Origin of the sequence: Vibrio sp. RM-69-4, from assembly GCF_024743775.1 — a bacterium.
Taxonomy (GTDB): domain Bacteria; phylum Pseudomonadota; class Gammaproteobacteria; order Enterobacterales; family Vibrionaceae; genus Vibrio; species Vibrio anguillarum.
On the sequence record NZ_JAMQXI010000036.1, the window covers coordinates 241,778 to 264,843 of the forward strand.

General features: G+C 44.6%; 15 protein-coding genes. 10 read left to right on the top strand and 5 right to left on the bottom strand.

Features of this window, described 5'->3' with window-relative positions; all coding sequences use genetic code 11:
* Positions 1-102 precede the first annotated feature (102 nt).
* Positions 103-603: a transcription/translation regulatory transformer protein RfaH gene (gene rfaH / locus NB504_RS05430; RefSeq protein WP_013857303.1), complete on the top strand. Its 501-nt coding sequence runs from the start codon at positions 103-105 to the stop codon at positions 601-603.
* Between the two features lie 81 nt (positions 604-684).
* On the opposite strand, the gene asnB is transcribed toward rfaH, so the two are convergent.
* From asnB to nagA, 4 genes are all read right to left on the bottom strand, one after another.
* Positions 685-2,349 carry an asparagine synthase B gene (gene asnB, locus NB504_RS05435; protein ID WP_017045499.1) on the bottom strand — a complete coding sequence of 555 codons (1,665 nt, stop codon included), beginning with the start codon at positions 2,347-2,349 and terminating at the stop codon, positions 685-687.
* 272 nt (positions 2,350-2,621) lie between these two features.
* Complete coding sequence (locus NB504_RS05440) at positions 2,622-4,208, bottom strand: cation:proton antiporter family protein (RefSeq protein ID WP_017045500.1); 1,587 nt, start codon at positions 4,206-4,208, stop codon at positions 2,622-2,624.
* A 99-nt stretch (positions 4,209-4,307) separates the two neighbouring features.
* On the bottom strand, positions 4,308-5,522 hold the full coding sequence (locus NB504_RS05445; RefSeq protein ID WP_026028126.1) for an ROK family protein: 1,215 nt from the start codon (positions 5,520-5,522) through the stop codon (positions 4,308-4,310).
* A 2-nt stretch (positions 5,523-5,524) separates the two neighbouring features.
* Complete coding sequence (gene nagA, locus NB504_RS05450; RefSeq protein WP_026028957.1) at positions 5,525-6,661, bottom strand: N-acetylglucosamine-6-phosphate deacetylase; 1,137 nt, start codon at positions 6,659-6,661, stop codon at positions 5,525-5,527.
* A 489-nt stretch (positions 6,662-7,150) separates the two neighbouring features.
* Between nagA and nagE the strand changes: the two genes are divergently transcribed.
* The 9 genes from nagE (at position 7,151) to purF (ending at position 21,640) form a co-directional block, all read left to right on the top strand.
* A complete protein-coding gene (gene nagE, locus NB504_RS05455; protein ID WP_013857296.1) occupies positions 7,151-8,638 on the top strand; it encodes an N-acetylglucosamine-specific PTS transporter subunit IIBC in 1,488 nt (495 codons plus the stop codon).
* A 328-nt stretch (positions 8,639-8,966) separates the two neighbouring features.
* Positions 8,967-10,637: a glutamine--tRNA ligase gene (gene glnS / locus NB504_RS05460; RefSeq protein WP_258428430.1), complete on the top strand. Its 1,671-nt coding sequence runs from the start codon at positions 8,967-8,969 to the stop codon at positions 10,635-10,637.
* 226 nt (positions 10,638-10,863) lie between these two features.
* Positions 10,864-15,615 carry a FimV/HubP family polar landmark protein gene (locus tag NB504_RS05465; protein WP_258428431.1) on the top strand — a complete coding sequence of 1,584 codons (4,752 nt, stop codon included), beginning with the start codon at positions 10,864-10,866 and terminating at the stop codon, positions 15,613-15,615.
* Between the two features lie 171 nt (positions 15,616-15,786).
* The gene (gene truA / locus NB504_RS05470) at positions 15,787-16,581 is read left to right on the top strand and encodes a tRNA pseudouridine(38-40) synthase TruA (protein WP_026027499.1); all 795 of its coding nucleotides are present in this window, start codon (positions 15,787-15,789) and stop codon (positions 16,579-16,581) included.
* Between the two features lie 175 nt (positions 16,582-16,756).
* Positions 16,757-17,683, top strand: coding sequence for an acetyl-CoA carboxylase, carboxyltransferase subunit beta (accD, locus tag NB504_RS05475; RefSeq protein WP_017043471.1), 927 nt, complete (start codon positions 16,757-16,759; stop codon positions 17,681-17,683).
* A 44-nt stretch (positions 17,684-17,727) separates the two neighbouring features.
* The gene (gene folC / locus NB504_RS05480; protein WP_199867923.1) at positions 17,728-18,993 is read left to right on the top strand and encodes a bifunctional tetrahydrofolate synthase/dihydrofolate synthase; all 1,266 of its coding nucleotides are present in this window, start codon (positions 17,728-17,730) and stop codon (positions 18,991-18,993) included.
* Entirely contained in the window at positions 18,994-19,539 is a 546-nt protein-coding gene (locus NB504_RS05485) for an SPOR domain-containing protein (protein WP_013857291.1), read from the top strand.
* Between the two features lie 61 nt (positions 19,540-19,600).
* Entirely contained in the window at positions 19,601-20,092 is a 492-nt protein-coding gene (locus NB504_RS05490; protein ID WP_013857290.1) for a CvpA family protein, read from the top strand.
* A 33-nt stretch (positions 20,093-20,125) separates the two neighbouring features.
* Entirely contained in the window at positions 20,126-21,640 is a 1,515-nt protein-coding gene (gene purF / locus NB504_RS05495; protein WP_013857289.1) for an amidophosphoribosyltransferase, read from the top strand.
* 82 nt (positions 21,641-21,722) lie between these two features.
* Here the strand turns inward: purF and NB504_RS05500 are convergent, their stop codons facing one another.
* On the bottom strand, positions 21,723-23,048 hold the full coding sequence (locus NB504_RS05500) for a Na+/H+ antiporter family protein (RefSeq protein WP_010318473.1): 1,326 nt from the start codon (positions 23,046-23,048) through the stop codon (positions 21,723-21,725).
* Positions 23,049-23,066: the final 18 nt, after the last annotated feature.

Here is a 23,066-nt window from a genome sequence, read left to right on the forward strand (position 1 = left end):
GGACATTAAGGGTTTATTTTTGTGTTCAGTTTATTAGCCGTTTATTGAGGAGGAGGATGGTGTTAGGATTCAAGAAAAAGAAAAGCAGTAGCTAGGAATAAAATGAAACGTTGGTATTTGTTGTATTGTAAACGTGGCGATCAGAGGCGTGCTAAAGCACACCTTGAAAACCAAGGTGTCGAATGTTTCTACCCAGAAATTGAACTAGAGAGAATTCTTCGGGGTAAGCGGCAAGTTGTCAAAGAGCCACTTTTTCCCTCCTATATGTTCATTTACTTTGATTTTGAAATTGGCCCAACCTTTACTAGTGTGCGCTCTACTCGCGGTGTGGTTGATTTCATCCGATTTGGTTCACATCCGAAGGAGTTGGACAGTGATTTGATCGAGGAATTGAAGTTACTCGACCAGTTAAAATTACCGGTAGCATCGTTCAATATTCCAGAAAAAGGGCAGGTAGTTCGACTTAAGGGTGGGCAGTTCTCAGGAATTGATGCCATTTACCAAGAGCCCGATGGTGAGACGCGATCGATTATGCTGGTTAAAATGATCAGCCAAGTGATACCGATGAGCATTGATAATAAACATTTAGAATTAGATTCGTGATTGACTCTCTACAGTAAGCTCTTTAGACAAATAAAAGGCGCATTTTGCGCCTTTTATTTGCTTTATTAGCCAGCGTTTTGGTTAGTACGCTTCATTATGCACCGCTTTGACAGCTCGGCCTGACGGGTCAATACAATTTTTAAAGGATTCATCCCACTCTATTGCTTTGGCGGAAGAACAAGCTACAGAAGGACCTCCAGGAACGCATTGTGCAGCAGACTCTAACGGGAACAGCTCTTCGAAGATCTCGCGGTAAACATACCCTTCTTTTGTCGCTGGAGTATTATATGGGAAGCGGTATTTTGCTGTTTCCATCTGTTGATCGGTAACTTTTTCTTCAGCAACACTCTTTAGTGTGTCAATCCAGCTATAGCCCACACCATCGGAAAATTGCTCTTTTTGACGCCAAGCAATCGAGGCTGGCAGATAATCTTCAAAGCACTCACGTAGAATGTGTTTTTCCATCTTGCCATTGCCACACATTTTGTCAGCAGGGTTAAGCCTCATTGCAACATCAATAAACTCTTTGTCTAGGAAAGGAACGCGTCCTTCCACTCCCCAAGCCGCTAAAGATTTATTAGCGCGAGCGCAGTCAAACAAGTTCAACGCCAGCAGTTTACGCACAGTTTCTTCGTGGAATTCTTGCGCGTTTGGTGCTTTGTGGAAGTATAAGTAACCACCGAAGATCTCATCCGCTCCTTCGCCGGAAAGTACCATTTTGATACCCATGGCTTTGATTTTTCGCCCCATCAAATACATCGGAGTAGAGGCTCGAATTGTCGTCACGTCATACGTTTCAATATGGTAAATAACATCACGAATAGCATCTAAACCCTCTTGGATGGTATAAGTCATTTCGTGGTGTACAGTGCCAATTTTTTCAGCAACTTCGCGAGCCGCTTTAAGGTCTGGGGCACCGTCTAAACCCACCGCAAAAGAGTGAAGCTGTGGCCACCATGCTTCTGATTGTTCATCATCTTCAATTCGCATTGCAGCGTAACGTTTCGCAATGGCTGACGTAATTGAAGAGTCCAATCCTCCAGAAAGCAAAACACCATAAGGTACATCTGTCATCAGTTGGCGCTTCACGGCCGCTTCTAATGCTTGTTTTAGCTCTTCTTTACTGCTGCTATTGCCTTGGACTGCCGCATATTCATTCCAATCTCGAATATAGTAGCGTTGTGCACCTGCCTCTTTCGAGCTGTAGTAACTACCAGGAGGAAATTCACTGATAGTTTTGCAAATGCTTACCAAAGCTTTCATTTCGGATGCAATGTAGTAGTTACCGTGTTCGTCATGGCCTTGGTAAAGAGGAATGATACCAATATGGTCACGCCCGATGAGGTACTCATCTTTTTCTTCATCATAGAGCACAAAGGCAAAGATGCCGTTGAGTTCTTCAAGCAGCGCGGCACCCATGTCTGCATAAAGCGCTAATATCACTTCACAGTCAGAGTCGGTTTGAAAATCGTATTTACCTTGGTAACGAGCACGAATTTCTTTGTGGTTATAAATCTCACCATTGACCGCTAATATGTGCTTTTTATTTGGGCTGTAAAGTGGTTGTGCGCCGCTGTTTAAACCGACAATAGAAAGGCGCTCATGAGCCAAGATTGCTTTTTCTGAAGCATAGATGCCAGACCAGTCAGGGCCGCGGTGACGCATTTTTTTAGACATCTCTAGCGCTATTGGGCGTAACGCTGTTGCATCACTTTTAATATCAAGAATGCCAAATATAGAACACATACAACTTCCTTTTGATGATTTTTAATCTGTTGGACCTAATTTGCCATTCTGGTTAAAAAAAGCAACCATATGGTGTCGTTAATATCACATAAGATGCATCTTTGTGAATTTTATTTAATTAATGTGCGCTTTGTATGAATTTTTTCTATTTGTTTTCTGTTTTTGAGCGATGGTGGGTAAATTATGCCCAACTAAGCTCTGGGGCCGTATTGAGTTGGGCATAGAAATGACAATGTTTTACCTAAAAATTGCGATGGCTTACCTAGATATTATTACGGTTTAGTAAAATTAGGTTGGAGCTGTTTACATACGTGACGGGCAAAACCGCTACCCGCTTCGCTATAGATGTTGAATGCCGCATCAACACCACTTTCCAATAGTGATTCCAATTGGTCTGGGTATTCGGCGATGGCTGCGATTTGTCCTTTAAAATTACGGTGTTGTAACTGCGATAGCGCGATTTGGTTACCCTGATGATGCGGCATAGCAAGTAGTACGAGTTTTACATTACCAGTGTCTAGAATACGCTCCCAAAAATCAGGGTCGGTTGCATCACCAGCAATAACATTGCGCCCTTGTGAGCGGTGATCATGAGCAACCTCTTCTCGGACTTCTATGCCTAAACTTATTTTGCCATAACGAGAGCGCAACTCATCATATGCACCGGTACCGATGCGGCCCATCCCTAATATGAGTACCTGAGCATGGCCTGGATTAATTAATTGATCTTTGGTGTTGAGTTTTTCAGCGGCATGTTCTTTGAGCCATTGCCGTGAATGTTGATAGAGTTCATGGCCTTTACGGCTTATTGGGGCTGCGATTACAAATGAAATGGATACCGCAATGGCCAGTGCGACCAATATGTCACCCGACATCCATCCCATTTTGAAAGCAAGCCCCCCCACAATCAGTCCGAATTCACTGAAATTGAATAAAGACAAGGTGGCTAACAATGAGGTTCTCACTCGGAATTTAAAGCGGTTGAGTACCCAAAAATAGAGGATACCTTTGATGGGAAGCAGCAGTAAGAGCAACAATGCGAGCGCAAACCCAGTCATTGTGGGCTGTTCTGATAGTCCAATGTTGAGGAAAAAGCAGACGAGAAACAGCTCTTTTAGATTAAAGAGTGATTTTGACAACTCAGATGCTTTGCGATGGCCTGCTAGCAGCATGCCTAAAATCAGAGCACCAAGATCGGGTTTCATCCCAACCAATTCAAATGATCCTGCTCCGACCACTAAGGCAAAAAATATACCAAACAGAACAAGCATTTCACCGTGACCAACCCAGTCGAGCAGTTTGTAAAATAGTGGTCGCATAAAGGGTAGGATCAATAAAGTGGCAGCGTACCAATGAGGAAGTTTTCCTGTCGAGACGGTTAAAAATATGACAGCAAAGATATCTTGCATCACAAGAATACCGATGGCGATAGTGGCGTATGTCGCGTTCATTTCTCCTTTCTCTTGCAGTGATTTCACCGCAAAAACAGTACTGGAGAATGACAAAGCAAAACCAAGCAGAACTAATTGTTCAATTGACATCGAGGCCAGAGAGCTAACCCCTAAATATTTGAATATCAATAAAGCAATGCTGAAAATCCCTGTCGAAAGGAGGTTATGAACCGTGGCACCAGCCCAAATCTCTCTCGCAAGTAAGGTTTTAATCTCTAGCTTAAGTCCAATTGTGAACAGCAATAAGGTAACCCCTAGATCGGCTAGGGTCAGAATGGTATCGCTGCTGTGGTAGCCAGCAGCATTAAGGCCAAACCCAGCAACTAAAAAGCCAACCAACGGAGGTAAATTACATTTCAAGGCAATAAACCCTGCGAAAAAAGCCGTTGAAATTAGGATAAGTTCCATAAATTCCTTTAGTAATGCTTTGGTTTAAAAATAATGTTTTGGTTGTAAAAAAGGCTGTGTCATGACGACACAGCCTTTTATTATAATTCAATCGGTTGCTTAATCGCCAAGTAATTTTTGAAGTAAAACACCATTTAACATTGCCCGTTTAATCATAGCAAATGCACCTATGGTTGGTTGTTTATCAATCTGCGACGCGACTATGGGTAAATTGGTGTGGAAAGTTTTGAGTGATTGATTCTCTACATTTCGTTGAATCGCGGGGAATACGATCTCTTGAGCGGCTGTAATTTGACCTGCAATTACCACTTTTTGTGGGTTGAACAAGTTGATGGTCATCGCAATGGCTTTACCGAGTTGATTACCCACTCGAATTAAGCTCTGTTTTGCTAGCTCATCACCGAGATTGGCGTGCTCACATACATCATTGATGGTAATGCTCTCTATATTCGCTAGGCTAGATTCATAGCCCTGAGCAATCAGTTTTTTAACACGAGATATAATAGCCGGGTTTGCGGCTACCGTTTCTAAACAGCCGAAATTTCCGCATTGACACTGTTCGCCGAGTGGGTCGATTTGGATATGACCAATTTCACCTACGTTACGGTTATAGCCTAGGAATACTTGACCATTGACGATAATGCCAGCCCCAGTTCCTCGGTGAACGCTGACTAGGATAGAGTCTTGACAGTCTTTGCTGGCACCAAAATAATGTTCGGCAAGCGCCATACCGCGCACGTCGTTGCCAACAAAACATTCAACATGAAAATTATCACGAATGATGTCACCTAAAGCGAGTGCATCAATAGCAATATTGGGCATGTATTCTACGACACCCGTTTCTGGGTTGACTAAGCCGGGTAGGGCAATACCAATGGCAATGAACTGTTCGATTCGCTCTTGCTGTTGTTTGATAAAGGTATTGAGGTGGAAAAGGAGCCCCTCAATTAATTGTGTTTGGTGAGAATAGTGAAACTCGTGATAGTCCGACGCGAGTTCTTTGCCCCCTAAATTATACAGGCTGAGCTGAATGTAATCTCGGCCTAAACGTACGGCGACAGAGTGAAAAGGGGCGACTTCGGTTGTTAAGGAGATGGCTCTACGTCCGCCAGTAGAGGCTTGTTGTGCGACCTCTTTAATGAGGCCGCGTTCTAGAAGTTGGCGGGTTATTTTTGTAACACTTGCTGGAGCAAGTTGGCTCACATCGGCAACTTGAATACGAGATATCGGACCTTGTAGGTCGATCAATCGGTACACTGCTGCGCTGTTGAGTTGTTTGACTAAATCTACGTTACCTATTTGTCCGCCATTCATTATCAATTGTGCTCGTATTGTCCGTTAACAACCGTCGCCTGAACATTGAAGTCTCTATCAAATGCAGTGAGGTTCGCCACCATGCCTTTTTTTACTCGGCCTAGTTTGTGATCCACACCAATTGCTTTTGCCGGATACAGAGTTGCCATCCGCAGAGCTTCGTCCAATGCGATACCAACGTGCTCAACAGTGTTTTGCACTGCCTCAATCATAGTGAGTGCTGAGCCGCCCAGTGTGCCGTTTTCATCAACACACTTACCATCACGGTAATATACTTTCTTACCGACAAAAATAAAGTAATCCATGTTAGCGCCTGCAGGAGCTGTGGCATCGGTCACTAATACAAGCTTTTCGCCTTTGATTTTGTGAGCAATTCTGATGTTAGCATAATCAACATGAAAGCCATCAGCAATAATGCCAGCATAAACTTCTGGGGTGTCATAAATTGCACCAACGACACCGGGTTCACGTCCAACCATCGGCGTCATGGCATTAAATAAGTGTGTGGCAAAGGTGATGCCTGATTCAAAGCTTTTACGTGCTTCAGTATAAGTTGCGTTAGTGTGACCAATCGATACCACAATGCCAGCTTTCACCAGACGTTCAATGTGTTCTGGATTGTTGTGCTCTGGCGCCAATGTCACTTTAGCAATCACATCGCTATTTTCACACATAGTGGCGATCATGTTGTCATCTGAAGGGCGGATGAAATCCACACTGTGAATGCCCTTTTTCATCACATTAAGATATGGCCCTTCAAGGTGTAAACCCAGTGATTGGTTTTTATATTGAGAGTGATATTCACGTGCGGCAGAAATCGCTTTGCGCATGTCTTCGTCTGAAGAGGTGATTAACGTTGGCAAAAAGCTTGTGCATCCTGATTTTAGGTTGGCTTTATGCATGATCTGCATCGTAGTCGCGGTTACTTCATCATTCAGCATCACACCGCCACAACCATTCAATTGCAGGTCGATAAAGCCTGGGCTTAGGTTTGCACCACTTAAATCTTGTGTCGTTATATCTTGTGGTAAATCCGCAATAGGACAGACCGCTTCAATCAACTCGTTGTTGATAATCACAGCATGGTCAACTAGCACATCACTGCCAGTGTAGATTTTACAGTTAGTTAGTGCGTACATAATCATCAAATCCTTATCTATCAATATTTTATAAATTTGGCGAGGCGACGAAATGAAAGGTGGAATGTGCCAGTACGGTGCTTTCTTTTCTTACTTCAATTAGGTCGCGAATTATCTTGCTAGCAAACAGCCAATGCTGGATGACATTAAAATTAAGTGCTCGTTTTGACTGGGTTATTTGATGGTTATAGTTTGCATTTTATACGAAAAAAGCCAGTCGGGGTTGTTTAGCTTACATGCTATTCGACGATGAAACAGGCAAATATTATCGCCTAATTTCCATTTTTTTTAATTGTAAAATAAGTTTTATGATCTCGCTAGCAAAAACCTTGGTATTTGGCAGATTGTGGTGATTATGATCACAAATGATAAGGTTTTAATTTGCGGAGCAAAATTAATATCATAAACTGAGTTTGACTAAATTGAGCGACTAAAATAAGTGGCTCAACCAAATACAAAAAATCCTAAATCCTATAGGGGGAACTTAAGGTGAATATTCTTGGATACTTTCAAAAAGTAGGCAAGGCGTTGATGGTACCAGTTGCCACATTGCCAGCTGCCGCGATACTAATGGGTATTGGTTATTGGATCGACCCAAATGGGTGGGGTTCAAACAGTGCCTTGGCTGCATTCCTGATTAAAGCAGGTGCTGCAATCATTGATAACATGTCTGTACTGTTTGCTGTTGGTGTGGCTTACGGTATGTCTAAAGATAAAGACGGTGCTGCTGCATTGTCGGGTTTTGTTGGTTTCTTAGTCGTGACGACTTTGCTTTCTCCAGGAGCCGTTGCACAGATCCAAGGTATTGATCCAAGCGCAGTTCCTGCTGCTTTTGGTAAAATCAACAACCAGTTTGTTGGTATTTTAGTAGGTATTGTTTCTGCTGAAATCTACAATCGCTTCTCTACTGTAGAATTGCATAAAGCATTAGCCTTCTTCTCTGGCAAACGCCTAGTACCTATTTTGACGTCGTTTGCTGGTATTTTTATCGCCTTCGTTCTGATGTATGTATGGCCGCATGTTTATGGTGGTCTAGTATCGTTTGGTGAATCGATTCAAGGTCTAGGTTCTGCGGGTGCAGGTATCTATGCGTTCTTTAACCGCTTGCTAATCCCTGTTGGTCTTCATCACGCACTGAACTCAGTATTCTGGTTTGACGTTGCGGGTATTAACGACATTCCTAACTTCTTAGGTGGTGCAAAATCTATCGCTGAGGGTACTGGTATCCCAGGCGTAACGGGTATGTACCAAGCAGGCTTCTTCCCTATTATGATGTTCGGTCTACCTGGTGCGGCATTGGCTATTTACCACACATCTACAGCGAAGAATAAAGAAAAAGTTGCTTCTATCATGATTGCAGCTGGTTTTGCTTCATTCTTTACCGGTGTAACTGAACCTCTAGAATTCTCGTTCATGTTCCTTGCTCCTGCACTATATGTATTGCATGCAGCATTGACGGGTCTATCAGTATTCATTGCTGCTTCAATGCAGTGGATTGCGGGTTTCGGTTTCTCTGCAGGCCTTGTGGATATGGTATTGTCATCACGTAACCCACTGGCGGTTAATTGGTACATGCTAATAGTTCAAGGTATTGTGTTCTTTGCTCTCTACTATGTGATTTTCCGTACCGTTATTTTGAAATTTGGCCTTAAAACACCAGGTCGCGAAGATGACGACAGCGATAGCAAAGTATCAGGCGCGAAAGAGTCTTCTGAGCTCGCTAAACAATACCTTAAAGCTCTAGGCGGTCACAGCAACCTATCTAACATCGATGCTTGTATCACTCGCTTACGTTTATCTGTCAATGACATGAGTATTATCGACGAGAAAACATTAAAAGCATTGGGTGCCATGGGTGTGGTGAAACTGGGTACTAATAACCTACAAGTTATCTTAGGCCCTCTTGCTGAAATCGTTGCTGGTGAGATGAAGTCTATCAATGCAAACGAAGATCTTTCTAGCGTGAAACTTCCTTAGTCTTAATCGCAACGGATGATTAGGTTATTTTAAAGCCTCTGCTTTATGCAGAGGTTTTTATTATTCATCAAATGAGCGCTATTCAAATTTAAGGCTGCCCACAACGGTAGCTTTTGCCTATTTCTTACGCCCTTTGCCTGAAATTTTGCTTAGCCTAGCCAGACAAAAGGCAATGTCTTGAAATAATCGCAGGAAATGCCCACTTTTTATTGTGCAAGAGCGGATAATTGTGGATCATTAGCGACAAACTTTCTGTTTCTGCAAGCATTACTGCTCTTACATACAGAAAAATCTTCTGACGATACTAAATAATTTTGAGGTGCTATAGATGAGTGAAGCTGAGGCTCGTCCATCGAATTTTATTCGCCAAATCATTGATAAAGATTTAGCGGATGGCAAACACACAAGTGTGCATACTCGTTTTCCGCCCGAGCCAAATGGTTACCTGCACATCGGTCATGCTAAATCTATCTGCTTAAACTTTGGTATTGCTCAGGACTATCAGGGACAGTGTAATTTACGTTTTGACGATACAAACCCTGAAAAAGAAGATATGGAGTACGTTGAGTCAATCAAAGCCGACGTGAAATGGCTCGGCTTCCAATGGTCTGGTGATGTTTGTTATTCGTCAGATTATTTTGACAAACTATACCAATACGCGGTTGAGCTGATCCAAAAAGGTCTGGCTTATGTTGAAGAGCTCAGTCCAGAAGAGATCCGTGAATATCGAGGTACATTGACTCAAGCAGGTAAGCCAAGTCCGTACCGCGATCGCAGCATTGAAGAAAACCTAGCCCTATTTGATAAAATGCGCGCTGGTGGTTTCGAAGAAGGCAAAGCGTGCCTACGTGCCAAGATTGACATGGCATCATCCTTTATGGTGATGCGCGATCCTGTGCTTTACCGTGTTCGTTTCGCAGAGCATCACCAAACGGGTAATAAATGGTGCATTTATCCAATGTACGATTTTACCCACTGTATCTCGGATGCCTTGGAAGGGATCACGCACTCAATTTGTACCCTAGAGTTTCAAGATAACCGCCGTCTGTACGATTGGGTGTTGGAAAATATCACGATTGATTGTCGACCACATCAGTATGAGTTTAGCCGTTTAAACCTTGAATACACGGTAATGTCTAAGCGTAAACTAAACCAGCTGGTTACGGAAAAATTAGTGGATGGTTGGGATGACCCACGTATGCCGACGATTTCAGGTTTACGCCGCCGTGGATTCACACCAGCATCGATTCGTGAGTTTTGCAAACGCATAGGTGTGACAAAACAGGAAAATATGATCGAATTCAGTTCGTTAGAGTCTTGTATCCGTGAAGACTTAAACGAACATGCGCCTCGCGCCATGGCGGTTCTTGACCCTGTAAAAGTGGTGATAGAAAACTTTGAGGCGGGTAAAGTCGAGACGTTAACGCTGGCAAATCATCCAAACAAGCCTGAAATGGGCGAACGTGAAGTTCCATTTACTCGCGAATTGTGGATTGAACGTGAAGATTTCCGTGAAGAAGGCAACAAGAAATACAAACGTTTAGTGCTAGGCAAAGAAGTTCGCTTACGCGGCGCTTACGTAATAAAAGCAGAGCGCATTGAAAAAGATGCACAAGGCAATATTACGACAATATTCTGCACTTACGATGTGGATACTCTGGGTAAAAACCCGGCTGATGGACGCAAAGTAAAAGGTGTTATTCATTGGGTATCCGCCGATAAAGCCTTGCCAACTGAAATTCGTTTGTATGATCGCCTATTTACCGTTCCCAACCCGGCGGCGGCTGACAACTTTGCCGAAACCATTAACCCAGATTCATTGGTTAAAATTAATGGTTTTGTTGAGCCTAGTTTGGTGTCGGCACACGCGGAGCAAGGTTATCAGTTTGAGCGCATGGGTTATTTCTGTGCTGACTCGAAAGATTCTAAACCAGAAGCGTTGGTTTTTAACCGCACAGTGGGTCTACGTGACACTTGGGCAAAAATAGACGCAGAGTAAGCTTAAGTACTATTTAAAAAGGTCAGCCAATGCTGGCCTTTCTTTTTATTATGGTACTGTTTTTGTCTGAGCAAGCTCACTTAGCGGGGAAAAATGTGTGAGATTCCTGCGATTATCGTAGTCGTGACACATTTTTTACCTTGCGTCCTATAGTTTTGCTAGCGTTATCCGATATATTAAACAGATCATCGTATTTATTTATTCCAAGCACATAGCTGAGCCTTATATGCGTCAAATTTTTCAGCGTCTACTGTTGCCGATAGCAATGGTTGCCGTGACTCAGACTTCTATCGTTAGTGCCGAGAGCATTCGCCTGGTTGGGCCGAATGGTGAGATCCAGTCTTCTCCTCAATTTTCAGAAAATCTCACTCAAACTCGTAATCTTCAGCAGGCTAATAGCCAACCATCGACGTTTTTTGGGCCAACCTTAGACAGCGACACTTTGTGGTCTATTGCCACTCGACTACGCCCATCGAATAACGTCACTGTACAACAAACCCTGCTGGCCATTTATCGGCTAAACCCTCAGGCGTTCGAAAATCAAAATATTCACAGTTTGATCCCAGGTAGCAACTTACGTGTTCCATCATTGGCACAGGTAAATAGTGCGCCCACCCAAGAAGCGGTCAATATCATGGCCGCGCATCAAGCCAAATTGAATGCTAATACGGCGCAGCCAACAGCGCCTGTTACTGCTGCTTCTACAGCTTTGCCTGAAAAAACAATTGTCTCTACTGTCGCTCAACCAGTTGTTGAAAAGACGAAGAGTGAACCTGTGCTAAAAGATATTGGCACACAAGTTGCGAAATCTGATACTGAATTACTGGCGCTTGAAGAGAAAAATCATAAGTTACGTTTGATGCTGGCAGATGTTCAATCTGAAGTCGATGCACTCAAAGGAGAACTCGGTGACGAAAACCGCATTCGCTCTGAAGTTGAAAAGCTACTTGATGAAGAACGTAGAAAAGTATTAGAGGCGCAAAAGCTTGCACCAAGTGCACTTGATCAACTGCTTTCCAACTCTTGGTTGGTCGCCGCTCTCGCCCTTATTCCTGGTCTGTTAATTGGTTTACTGGTTGTGATGTTGCTTGGCCGCCGATCCAAGCCAACGGAGCAGCCTGTTGTCACTCAAGGTAATCAAGAGCCCATAACGCCAATGGCTGCTGGCAGCCTTGAAGATATTGACGATGATTTAATGCTGGATGATGACTTGTTTGGTGAGTCTGATGATAGTGAGAAGTTATTTGGTGACGACATCACACTGGATGATGAAATCGATGACAATGCTGAGCAAGAATCGGACATTTTTGCCGATTTAGACGATACAGATTTAGACTTCAACCTCGAAGGTGAAGATGGCGAAGACCCATTTGCGAGTATCGGCGATGATGGTGATCTTGCTGCGGATTTAGAAGATTTGACCGCTAGCAGTAACGGCATCAGTGTTGGTGCTGACGAAAAAGCTGTCGGTCTCGATGAGATGGCGCGAGCTTTAGACGAAGCGTTATTAGATGAAGATGATAGCGAAACAGAATTTGATTTATCCGATGATGATGATTCCATCTCTGAAGACGACATTGACGCGTTATTGGCTGGAGATGAGAAAGCTGAAGATCTCGGAAGCGATACTTTAGATCAATCGCTACTTGACGATTTGTTTGCCGCCAATAGTGATGACGATCATCATGATAGTTTTGACTTTGATTCATTATTGGATGAGTCCGAAGATGATTTCAACTTGGATTCAGAAGAGCCCGAGCTAGCAAAAACCGGCGGTAACTTCGATTTAAAAGAAGCAGAGCTAGCGTCGGATAGTGAACTTGATGATCTATTCGCAACGATTGAAGCGCAATCTGACCTCACCTCAATAGAAACTGATTCCTCCACTGAAACAGCGCTGCTGGATGAATTATTAGAAGAGCAAGATGAAGACGTCCTAGCAATTGATAGTGACAGTGTCGAACTGCTCGATGAGCTACTCGGTGATGATGAAGAGAGCGAGACAGACTTATCGGAAAGCACCGACTTACTTGAAGAACTTGTGCAGCCCGATAAAGACATCGCTTCGAGCGAAGAAGATATTGATGATGTTGACTTCACTGGTGATCAAACTCTGTATGAGTTATTGGGTGAAGAAACTACGGAATCCGACATTGAAACCGAGCTGGATGAGAATAGTACAGAGCTATTGGACGAACTATTTACTGACAATGGTTCTGAATCACTTGAGTTTGAAAAGGCAGACCAAGAGCAAGAAGCTGCTGAAGATAAGGATAGTCTCGCTGAAGAAGATGGTACGGCATTATTTGAAGAGTTGCTGGAAATCGAGCAGCATGCTCAGAATATCGAAGAGACCGAACAGCAAAATAGCGAGTTTTTGGATAATGAAAACGATAGCGTTGAAGATTCCGAGTTTAACAGCGACATCTTCATTGACGATCTGCTAAGTGCCGCTCCTGAAAAAGATCCTCTACTGGATGATGAACAGATGGGAGTGGTTGATGGCGACATCGATGAAGAATTTATCGACGACTCATTTGATTTTAACCCAGAAATTGAAGGGGCAAGTTATCCGGATCTGAAGCCGAATGAGGAGCAACCTCTAAGCAGCTCGACATCCCCGGAAAAAATAGAACCCGCACAGGTTAGCAAACCAGAAGTCAGCCCTAACGAATTTGGAGTTCCACAAGATGAAGACTGGGACATTAGTGAGCTGGAAGACGAAGAACCAAGCCAAGCTGATGTTGAGCCGCTTCAAACCAATTCAGCAGAATCATCGGCAAAGGACCATGTTGAGGAGCTCCACGATGACAAGTTAGTGGAGTTAGAAGAAGAAGATCTCCTTGCTTCCTTTAATGAGCCATCGCTAGAAGAACAGTCACAGAGCGAGCTTTCCGAAGTCCAACTGCCAGAGCAGTCAGAAGAAGACGCGCTAGCGGATGCGATAGCTGAGCCTCAAGAGACGGCGTCAGAGCCTGTTGCTCAAGAAAGTTTTGAAGCGATTGACGAGCAAGCCTTACCTGAATTTAGTGAAGAAGATGCACTTGCTTCAATTAACGAGCCTTCTCTAGAAGAAAAGGAAGACGAGAGCGACCTTACGGATCTTGAGCTGCCAGAGTACACAGAAGAAGAGGCGCTGGCGGATGCGATAGCTGAGCCTCAAGAGACGGCGTCAGAGCCTGTTGCTCAAGAAAGTTTTGAAGCGATTGACGAGCAAGCCTTACCTGAATTTAGTGAAGAAGATGCACTTGCTTCAATTAACGAGCCTTCTCTAGAAGAAAAGGAAGACGAGAGCGAACTTACGGATCTTGAGCTGCCAGAGTACACAGAAGAAGAGGCGCTGGCGGATGCGATAGCTGAGCCTCAAGAGGCGGAGTCAGAGCCTGTTGCTCAAGAAAGTTTTGAAGCGATTGATGAAGAGGCGTTGCCTGAGTTCAGCGAAGAAGATGCGCTTGCTTCAATTAACGAGCCTCCTCTAGAAGAAGAAAAGGAAGACGAGAGCGACCTTACGGATCTTGAGCTTCCAGAGTACACAGAAGAAGACGCGCTGGCGGATGCGATAGCCGAGCCTCAAGATGCGGCGTCAGAGCCTGTTGCTCAAGAAAGTTTTGAAGCGATTGATGAGCAAGCCTTGCCTGAATTCAGTGAAGAAGATGCACTTGCTTCAATTAGCGAGCCTTCTCTAGAAGAAGAAAAGGAAGACGAGAGCGACCTTACGGATCTTGAGCTTCCAGAATACACAGAAGAAGACGCGATAGCTGAGCCTCAAGAGGCGGCGTCAGAGCCTGTTGCTCAAGAAAGTTTTGAAGCGATTGACGAGCAAGCCTTACCTGAATTTAGTGAAGAAGATGCACTTGCTTCAATCAACGAGCCTCCTCTAGAAGAAGAAAAGGAAGACGAGAGCGACCTTACGGATCTTGAGCTGCCAGAATACACAGAAAAAGACGCGCTGGCGGATGCGATAGCCGAGCCTCAAGAAGCGGCGTCAGAGCCTGTTGCTCAAGAAAGTTTTGAAGCGATTGACGAGCAATCCTTACCTGAATTTAGTGAAGAAGATGCACTTGCTTCAATTAGCGAGCCTTCTCTAGATGAAAAGGAAGACGAGAGCGAACTTACGGATCTTGAGCTGCCAGAATACACAGAAGAAGACGCGCTGGCGGATGCGATAGCCGAGCCTCAAGAGGCGGCGTCAGAGCCTGTTGCTCAAGAAAGTTTTGAAGCGATTGACGAGCAAGCCTTGCCTGAATTCAGTGAAGAAGATGCACTCGCTTCAATTAACGAACCAGCACTAGAAACAGATCAACAGCCGCTTTTAGAAGATGATGACGCAGACCAATTGCAGAGTGTTTCAAAACAGGAGTTCGATGAGAAAGCCTTAAAAGATTGGCTAGATGAGGAAAGTGTATCTTCTGCGCCATTCTCTTTTGATCGACCATTAGATGCTCGTACCATTGATAGTGCTGGTATGAATATTGATGCAATGTTAGAGGTAGGCGGTGAAGATTGGAACGGTTTTAATTTAACGCCAGATCAACAAGCTTCCATCCCAGATGACGTGCCTGAAGAAGAGCTTGCCGTTTGGAACGATGAGATCCAAACCGACGAGCCTCAAATTCTTGATGAAAACTGGGGAATTCAAGATGAACTCGATGATTTTGAAGCCCAAAAGAGCCAGTACATGACCATCGATGAGCTAATGGCTCAAGTTGAGGGTGAAGAGGGGATCAGCCCTGAAGATGAAGAACTCAAGTTAGATGTTGGTTTAAGTGAATTTCCGGATGTGATTGGTGACATTGGTGATATCGATGTAGACAATAACTCTGAGGCGGCGGGTAAGCTTGACCTCGCCAAAATTTACATCGAGATGAACGATGATAAAGGGGCGATAAAACTGTTAGAGGAAGCCATTGTTGATGGTAGTGATGATATTCGACGAGAAGCGAAATCCTTGATTGACAGCATTAATCGCCGAGCTTAAAAACAAACGAGGCCGTGAATATACGGCCTCGTTGTTATTGAATAGCCTTTTCTGACTTGCAGATGACCTGAACTTCACATTGAAAGTTGTTGGGGATAGATGACTTGTCGATTAGAATTTTTTTTTGATTGCGATTATACTGCCCGACCCATTTTCAAAGAGAATCAGATGATGAGAATCGCTTTAGGTATTGAGTACAATGGTTCTCAATACTATGGTTGGCAGCGACAACGTGACGTTAAAAGTGTCCAAGAAGAATTAGAAAAAGCACTCACAGTTGTGGCGAACCATCCGGTTGAAGTATTGTGTGCGGGGCGCACCGATGCCGGGGTTCACGGCACAGGGCAGGTGATACATTTTGATACTACGGCTTGCCGAAAAATGGTCGCTTGGACAATGGGTGTCAATGCTCATTTACCAAAAGATATCGCTGTTCGTTGGGCAACTGAGGTTTCAAGCGATTTTCACGCTCGCTTTTCGGCTACAGCACGCCGTTATCGCTACATCATTTATAATCATGCTTATCGCCCTGGCATATTATCTTCAGGTGTCAGTCATTATCATGGCGATTTAGACGTTGAGAAAATGCAGCAAGCAGGGCAGCTTTTATTGGGCGAAAATGATTTCACCTCTTTTCGCGCTGTGCATTGTCAATCGAATAGTCCTTGGCGAAATGTCATGCATTTGAATGTGACTCGGCATGGCAACTATGTCGTCATAGACATTAAAGCAAATGCTTTTGTCCATCATATGGTGCGAAATATTACCGGTAGCCTCATCGTTGTCGGCCGGGGTGAGCAGCCTCCCGAATGGATAAAATGGCTGCTTGAAGCCAAAGATAGAAAACTGGCAGGTGCAACAGCCAAAGCGGAAGGATTATATTTGGTTGCTGTTGATTATCCAGAAGAATTTTCTTTACCAAAAGAGTCGCTTGGGCCGCTATTTTTAGCTGATAATTTGAACTAATAACGCGTAAAGTGTCCAAAACAGAGTCGTGACGTGTGTGGAAATGACAGCCAGAAAATAGGTACAACCAGTTTTTTGTCTACACTAAGCATTTTATATGTTTTAATCCTCACGCATAAATCCCAAATTTGTATCTTTCGCAATCACGCGAGAGAGTTAAGAGTAAAGGTCTTCCATGAGTTGGCTTGAAAAGATTTTAGAAAAAAGCAATATCGTAACTTCGCGTAAAGCATCCATCCCTGAAGGGGTTTGGACTAAATGTACTTCTTGTGAGCAAGTGTTATATCACGCTGAGCTTGAGCGTAACTTGGAAGTGTGCCCTAAATGTGATCATCACATGCGCATGAAAGCACGTCGCCGCTTAGAGACTTTTCTTGATGAACAGAATCGTGTTGAGATTGGTGACGAGTTAGAGCCGCAAGATAAACTCAAATTTAAAGACTCAAAACGTTATAAAGAACGCCTTTCAGCCGCTCAAAAAAGCAGTGGCGAGAAAGACGCTCTTGTGGTGATGCAAGGCGAACTATTGGGTATGCCTTTGGTTGCTTGTGCTTTTGAGTTTTCTTTCATGGGTGGTTCAATGGGGTCTGTAGTTGGTGCGCGTTTCGTACGAGCTGTTGATGCCGCTATAGAAAACAACTGTGGTTTGGTCTGCTTTTCTGCCAGCGGCGGCGCGCGTATGCAGGAAGCGTTAATGTCATTGATGCAGATGGCAAAAACCAGTGCGGCGCTTGAACGTTTATCAAGCAAAGGCTTACCTTATATCTCAGTGATGACGGACCCGACCATGGGTGGTGTATCGGCAAGCTTAGCGATGCTTGGTGACATCAATATTGGTGAACCTAAAGCACTGATTGGTTTTGCAGGTCGTCGAGTTATCGAACAAACGGTACGTGAAGATCTACCTGAAGGTTTCCAACGCAGCGAATTCCTAATTGAGCATGGTGCGATTGATATGATTGTCGATCGCCGTGAAATGCGTCAACGCGTGGGGGGACTGATCGCTAAATTGACCAATCACAGCTCACCATTGGTCGTTTCTGTTGACGATTCACCGACTGAACCTGATTACGCTGTACCAGAAGCGCACGAAAAAGGGTAAAGTAGGCACTAACACACTAACTGCTTAATGGTTATAAACGTTAGATGACTCAAAACCTTATCCCACAAGCCACATCCTCTCTTGCGATGTGGCTTGATTATTTAGCGAATATTCATACCTCCGCTATCGACCTTGGCTTGGATCGTGTTCAAGCTGTGGCTCAAAAAGCGAATCTTATTAAACCTGCACCTACCGTAATTACTGTGGCTGGAACGAATGGCAAAGGCTCGACCTGTGCATTAATGGAAGCCATTTTATTGGATGCAGGTTATCGCGTGGGCGTTTATAGCTCTCCTCATCTTATCCGTTATAACGAACGCGTGCGTATTAATGCGCTTGAGCTCAGCGATGAGCAGCATACGCAAGCCTTCGCTTTTGTTGAAGCGCAACGGGGTGAGATCAGTTTAAGCCTATTTGAGTTCGGTACATTGGCGGCGCTGCGTTTATTTCAAACGCAAGCGGTGGATGTCATTTTATTGGAAGTTGGGCTAGGTGGCCGACTTGATGCGACCAATATTGTGGATCACGATGTTTCTGTGATCACCAGCTTGGCGATTGATCACGTGGATTGGCTCGGCGATGACATCAATGTTATTGGCTATGAGAAAGCGGGGATTTATCGCGCAGGTAAACCCGCCATTTGTGGCCAGCCTAAGCCACCACCAACGGTTGCAGCGCATGCCGATGATATTGGTGCGGAGATGTACCAAGTCGGTATTCAGTTTTCCTATGAACTGGCCTCTGAAACAACGTGGAATTGGCGAAGTGGTCCATTTGAGTTATCTGATTTACCGCTCCCTCGCTTGCCCTTGCCTAATGCGGCTACGGCATTAATGGCACTCGGCTGCTCCGGTTTAGCTGTGAGTGATGTCAATATCGTCAATGGGCTTAGCAACGCAACACTTGCTGGGCGGATGCAAAAAATCAGTGATAGCCCAGAAATCATTCTTGATGTTGCACATAATCCCCATTCGGCCGAATATTTGGTGGTGCAGTTCAAACAGCGTTACGCACACAAAAAGGTCCATGTGGTGATTGGCATGCTGCATGATAAAGATGTGAAGGCCACGCTTCATCAACTGAAATCAATCGCTAACGTTTGGTATCCTGCTTCATTAAGTGGCCCTAGAGCCGCGCAAGCGAATGAACTGTGTCAGTACCTTGAGCCTGGCGTTAAACCGTTTGCTAACCCAGTCAGCGCTTTTGAAGCCGCGATGACACAAGCCGATAGCAATGATGTCATTATCGTAGTTGGGTCGTTTCATACTGTGGGTGAAGTATTAGAGCACTGGCAGAACAAAGGAGTATAAATGGCAAGTAAGTTTCAGAGCCGCTTGGTAGGAACGATTATATTGGTGGCGATAGGGGTGATAGTGTTACCTGATGTATTGGATGGTAAAAAGACCCACTACAAAGAAGATATCGCCAGCATTCCAATTAAGCCTGAATTAGACAGCGACGTAGAGAAGTTTGAAATTCTCGACCCCGTTGAAGATCAAGTCGCGTTGCCCGATTCGCCTGTTGAAGTGATCGCACAAACTAACCAGAGCGATGCAGCAACGCAGAGCAAGCCACTCACTGTGAAAGTGAAAGAAACAGCGGAAAGAAATGATTACCAAGATAGTGCTTGGCTCATTCAGTTGATGGCATTAAAGAATGCCGAAAACGCAAAAACCGTGGTTAAAGATCTGCAAAAACGGGGTTATCAAGCTCATACTAAGCAAGAAAATGGCTTCACTCGGATCATTATTGGCCCAGATGTTTCCAAAACCAAGCTTGAGCGTCAACTCTTAGAACTGGAAAAAATTACCGGTGCAAAAGGTCAATTGCTCAAATTTAAACCACTAAACCCATAAGAAAACGTTTGCGTCGCGTTTTTTTCTGTTAAAATGCGCGCCAACTTAAGATGTAGAACTCATGAATTGGTTAGATATTGTCATTTTAAGTGTGATCGGCCTATCGGCATTGATCAGTTTAGTCCGTGGCTTTGCTAAAGAAGCGTTGTCATTAGTGATATGGTTCGGTGCATTTTTTATCGCCAGCCAATACTACGCAAAACTTGCGGTGTATTTTTCAAATATCAAAGATGACATGTTTCGTAATGGCGCGGCCATCGCAGCACTGTTTGTTGCAACACTCATTGTCGGAGCGATCATTAACTATGTGATTGCTCAATTGGTACAAAAAACGGGCCTATCAGGAACTGATCGGGTACTGGGCATTGTTTTTGGAGCATTGCGTGGTGTGTTGATTGTTTCAGCTGCCTTGTTTTTTATGGATGCGTTTACCGCATTTCCAAATTCAGAGTGGTGGAAGAGCTCGCAATTGGTACCGGAATTTAGCCGTATCATTGCGCCGTTCTTTGAGCACTTACAAGCAACATCAAGTTTTCTCTCTGGCGCGATTTAGCGCCAGTTACTGTCGCAAATCGAGGATCAGGACATGTGTGGTATTGTTGGAATCGTGGGTACAACGCTGGTAAACCAGTCAATTTATGACGCGTTAACGGTATTGCAGCATCGTGGCCAAGATGCCGCTGGTATTTGTACCATAGAAAGCAATCGTTTCCGTCTGCGTAAGGCGAACGGTTTAGTGAAAGATGTCTTTGAAGCAAAACACATGCAGCGTCTTCAAGGAACTGTGGGTATTGGACATGTTCGTTATCCTACTGCGGGTAGTTCGAGTGCCTCAGAAGCTCAACCTTTCTACGTTAACTCCCCGTTTGGTATCACGCTTGCTCATAACGGCAACCTTACCAATGCCAACGAAGTACGCCAGAAGTTGTTTGAAAAAGATCGTCGCCATATTAATACCACTTCAGATTCCGAAGTGCTGCTTAACGTCTTGGCGCATGAAATTGATACAGTCAGAGGCAATGTAACCGCAGAAGATGTGTTTCGTGCTGTCGCCAATGTACATCGCACCATTCGCGGTGCTTATGCTGTTGTCGCGATGATCATTGGGCATGGGATGATCGCGTTTCGTGACCCGCATGGTATTCGTCCTATCTGCTTAGGTAAACGTGAAGTCGATGGCCGTACCGAATACATGGCCGCTTCTGAGTCGGTGGCGCTAGATGCTGTCGGCTTTGATTTTGTGCGTGACCTTGCCCCCGGAGAAGCGGTGTATGCGACCTTTGATGGCCAGCTATTTACTAAACAATGTGCCGATAATCCAACACTTAACCCATGCATTTTTGAATTTGTCTACTTCGCCCGCCCAGATTCGTTTATCGACAAAATTTCGGTTTACAGCGCGCGCGTAGAAATGGGTAAAAAGTTGGGTGAGCGCATCAAGAACGAATTTGCTGACTTAGATATTGATGTCGTGATCCCCATTCCTGAGACTTCGTGCGATATCGCATTGCAAATTGCACAAGCGATTGATATTCCATATCGCCAAGGTTTTGTCAAAAACCGCTACGTTGGCCGCACATTTATTATGCCGGGCCAGCAACAGCGTAAAAAATCGGTGCGCCGTAAACTCAATGCGATTCGTTCTGAATTTAAGGGCAAAAACGTGTTGCTAGTGGATGACTCGATAGTGCGTGGAACTACGTCAGAGCAAATTATTGAGATGGCTCGTGATTCTGGTGCAAACAAGGTGTACATGGTGTCAGCCGCGCCTGAGATCCGTTTCCCTAACGTCTATGGCATTGATATGCCAAGTGCTAACGAGTTGATTGCTCATGGTCGAGATGCCGATGAAATTGCGCAGCGAATTGGCGCAGATGCTCTGATTTTCCAAAATCTGGAAGATTTAGTCGATGCCGTTGGTATGGGTAACCGCGATATTGCAAAATTTGAAGCGTCGGTATTTAACGGCGAATATGTCACGGGTGATATTGATCAGCAGTATCTTGATTTTCTTGAATCGATGCGTAGCGACGATGCAAAAACGGTTCGAGAAATCCAGCAAGATCTCGCCAACCTAGAGATTCATAACGAAGGCGCGTAATCGAGCGCATCTCCCCAAATAGGCTGCAAAGAAAAAGGCTTCTATCTAGGAAGCCTTTTTTGTGCTCGTTAACAGGGTTCGACTAAAGGATCATTGCTGCAATCCAGCCAAACACAATCAGTGGAATATTATAATGGATGAAGGTTGGAACCACCGTTTCCCAAATATGTTCGTGCTGGCCATCCGCATTTAGGCCTGATGTTGGCCCCAAGGTGGAATCTGACGCTGGAGAGCCAGCATCGCCCAACGCAGCAGCGGTACCCACTAGCGCAATGGTTGCCATAGGCGAAAAGCCAAAGGCGAGGGCAAGGGGCACGTAAATGGTTGCGATAATTGGAATCGTTGAGAAGGATGAGCCAATGCCCATAGTGACCAACAAACCGACGATCAGCATTAATAAAGCCGATAAAGCTTTATTGTCGCCGATGCTTACTGATAAGGCCTCGACGAGCGACTCAACGCCACCGGTGGCTTTCATTACGGCGGCAAATCCGGCCGCTGAAATCATAATAAAGCCAATCATGGCCATCATATGTACACCTTTGGTGAACACATCGTGCGTCTCTTTCCACGCAATCACACCGCCAAAAGTGAAGACCATAAAACCAGCCAGTGCGCCGATGATCATTGAACCTGTGGACAGTTGCACGGCAAGTGCCGTGATAATACCGAGTGCGGCAATCAAAATATGCTTTTTGTTGATCGCTTTTGGTTCGGTATTAATGACAGTATGTTCCGTCTCTTGATACTGGCGAGGTTTACGATAAGTAAAGAAAATGGCGACCAGTAAGCCAAAAATCATCCCAGCGGCGGGTAGCAGCATGGCAATCGGTACTTGGCTTGCCGTTACGTTTTCAAGGCCATTATCGCGTAAATTCTTGAGCAAGATGTTATTGAGGAAAATCCCACCAAAGCCGACAGGCAAGACCATATAGGGCGTGATAAGGCCAAAAGTGAGCACGCAAGCAATCAGGCGACGGTCAAGCTTCAGCTTGGCAAAGACGCCCAATAGCGGTGGAATTAAAATCGGAATAAAGGCGATATGGACAGGAATGATATTTTGCGATGACATGGTAACCAGAACCAGCGCGACCAGAACCGCATACTTCAAACCTGTGGTGGCCGCGCCATGCTCTTTGCCATGGATACGCTTAATCACGTTTTGCGCCAGTAAGTCAGTAATACCAGATTTAGAAATCGCGACGGCAAAGGTGCCTAGCATCGCATAACTTAGTGCGATGGTTGCACCGCCGCCTAAGCCACTTTCAAATGCAGAAACAGCGTCATTTAAACTCATCCCTGCAACTAAACCACCGACGATCGCACTGAATGTCAGTGCGACGACGACATTGACCCGCATCAGCGCAAGAAGCAGCATGATGCATACAGAAATTACTACAGGATTCATATATTTCTCGGTTAGTTG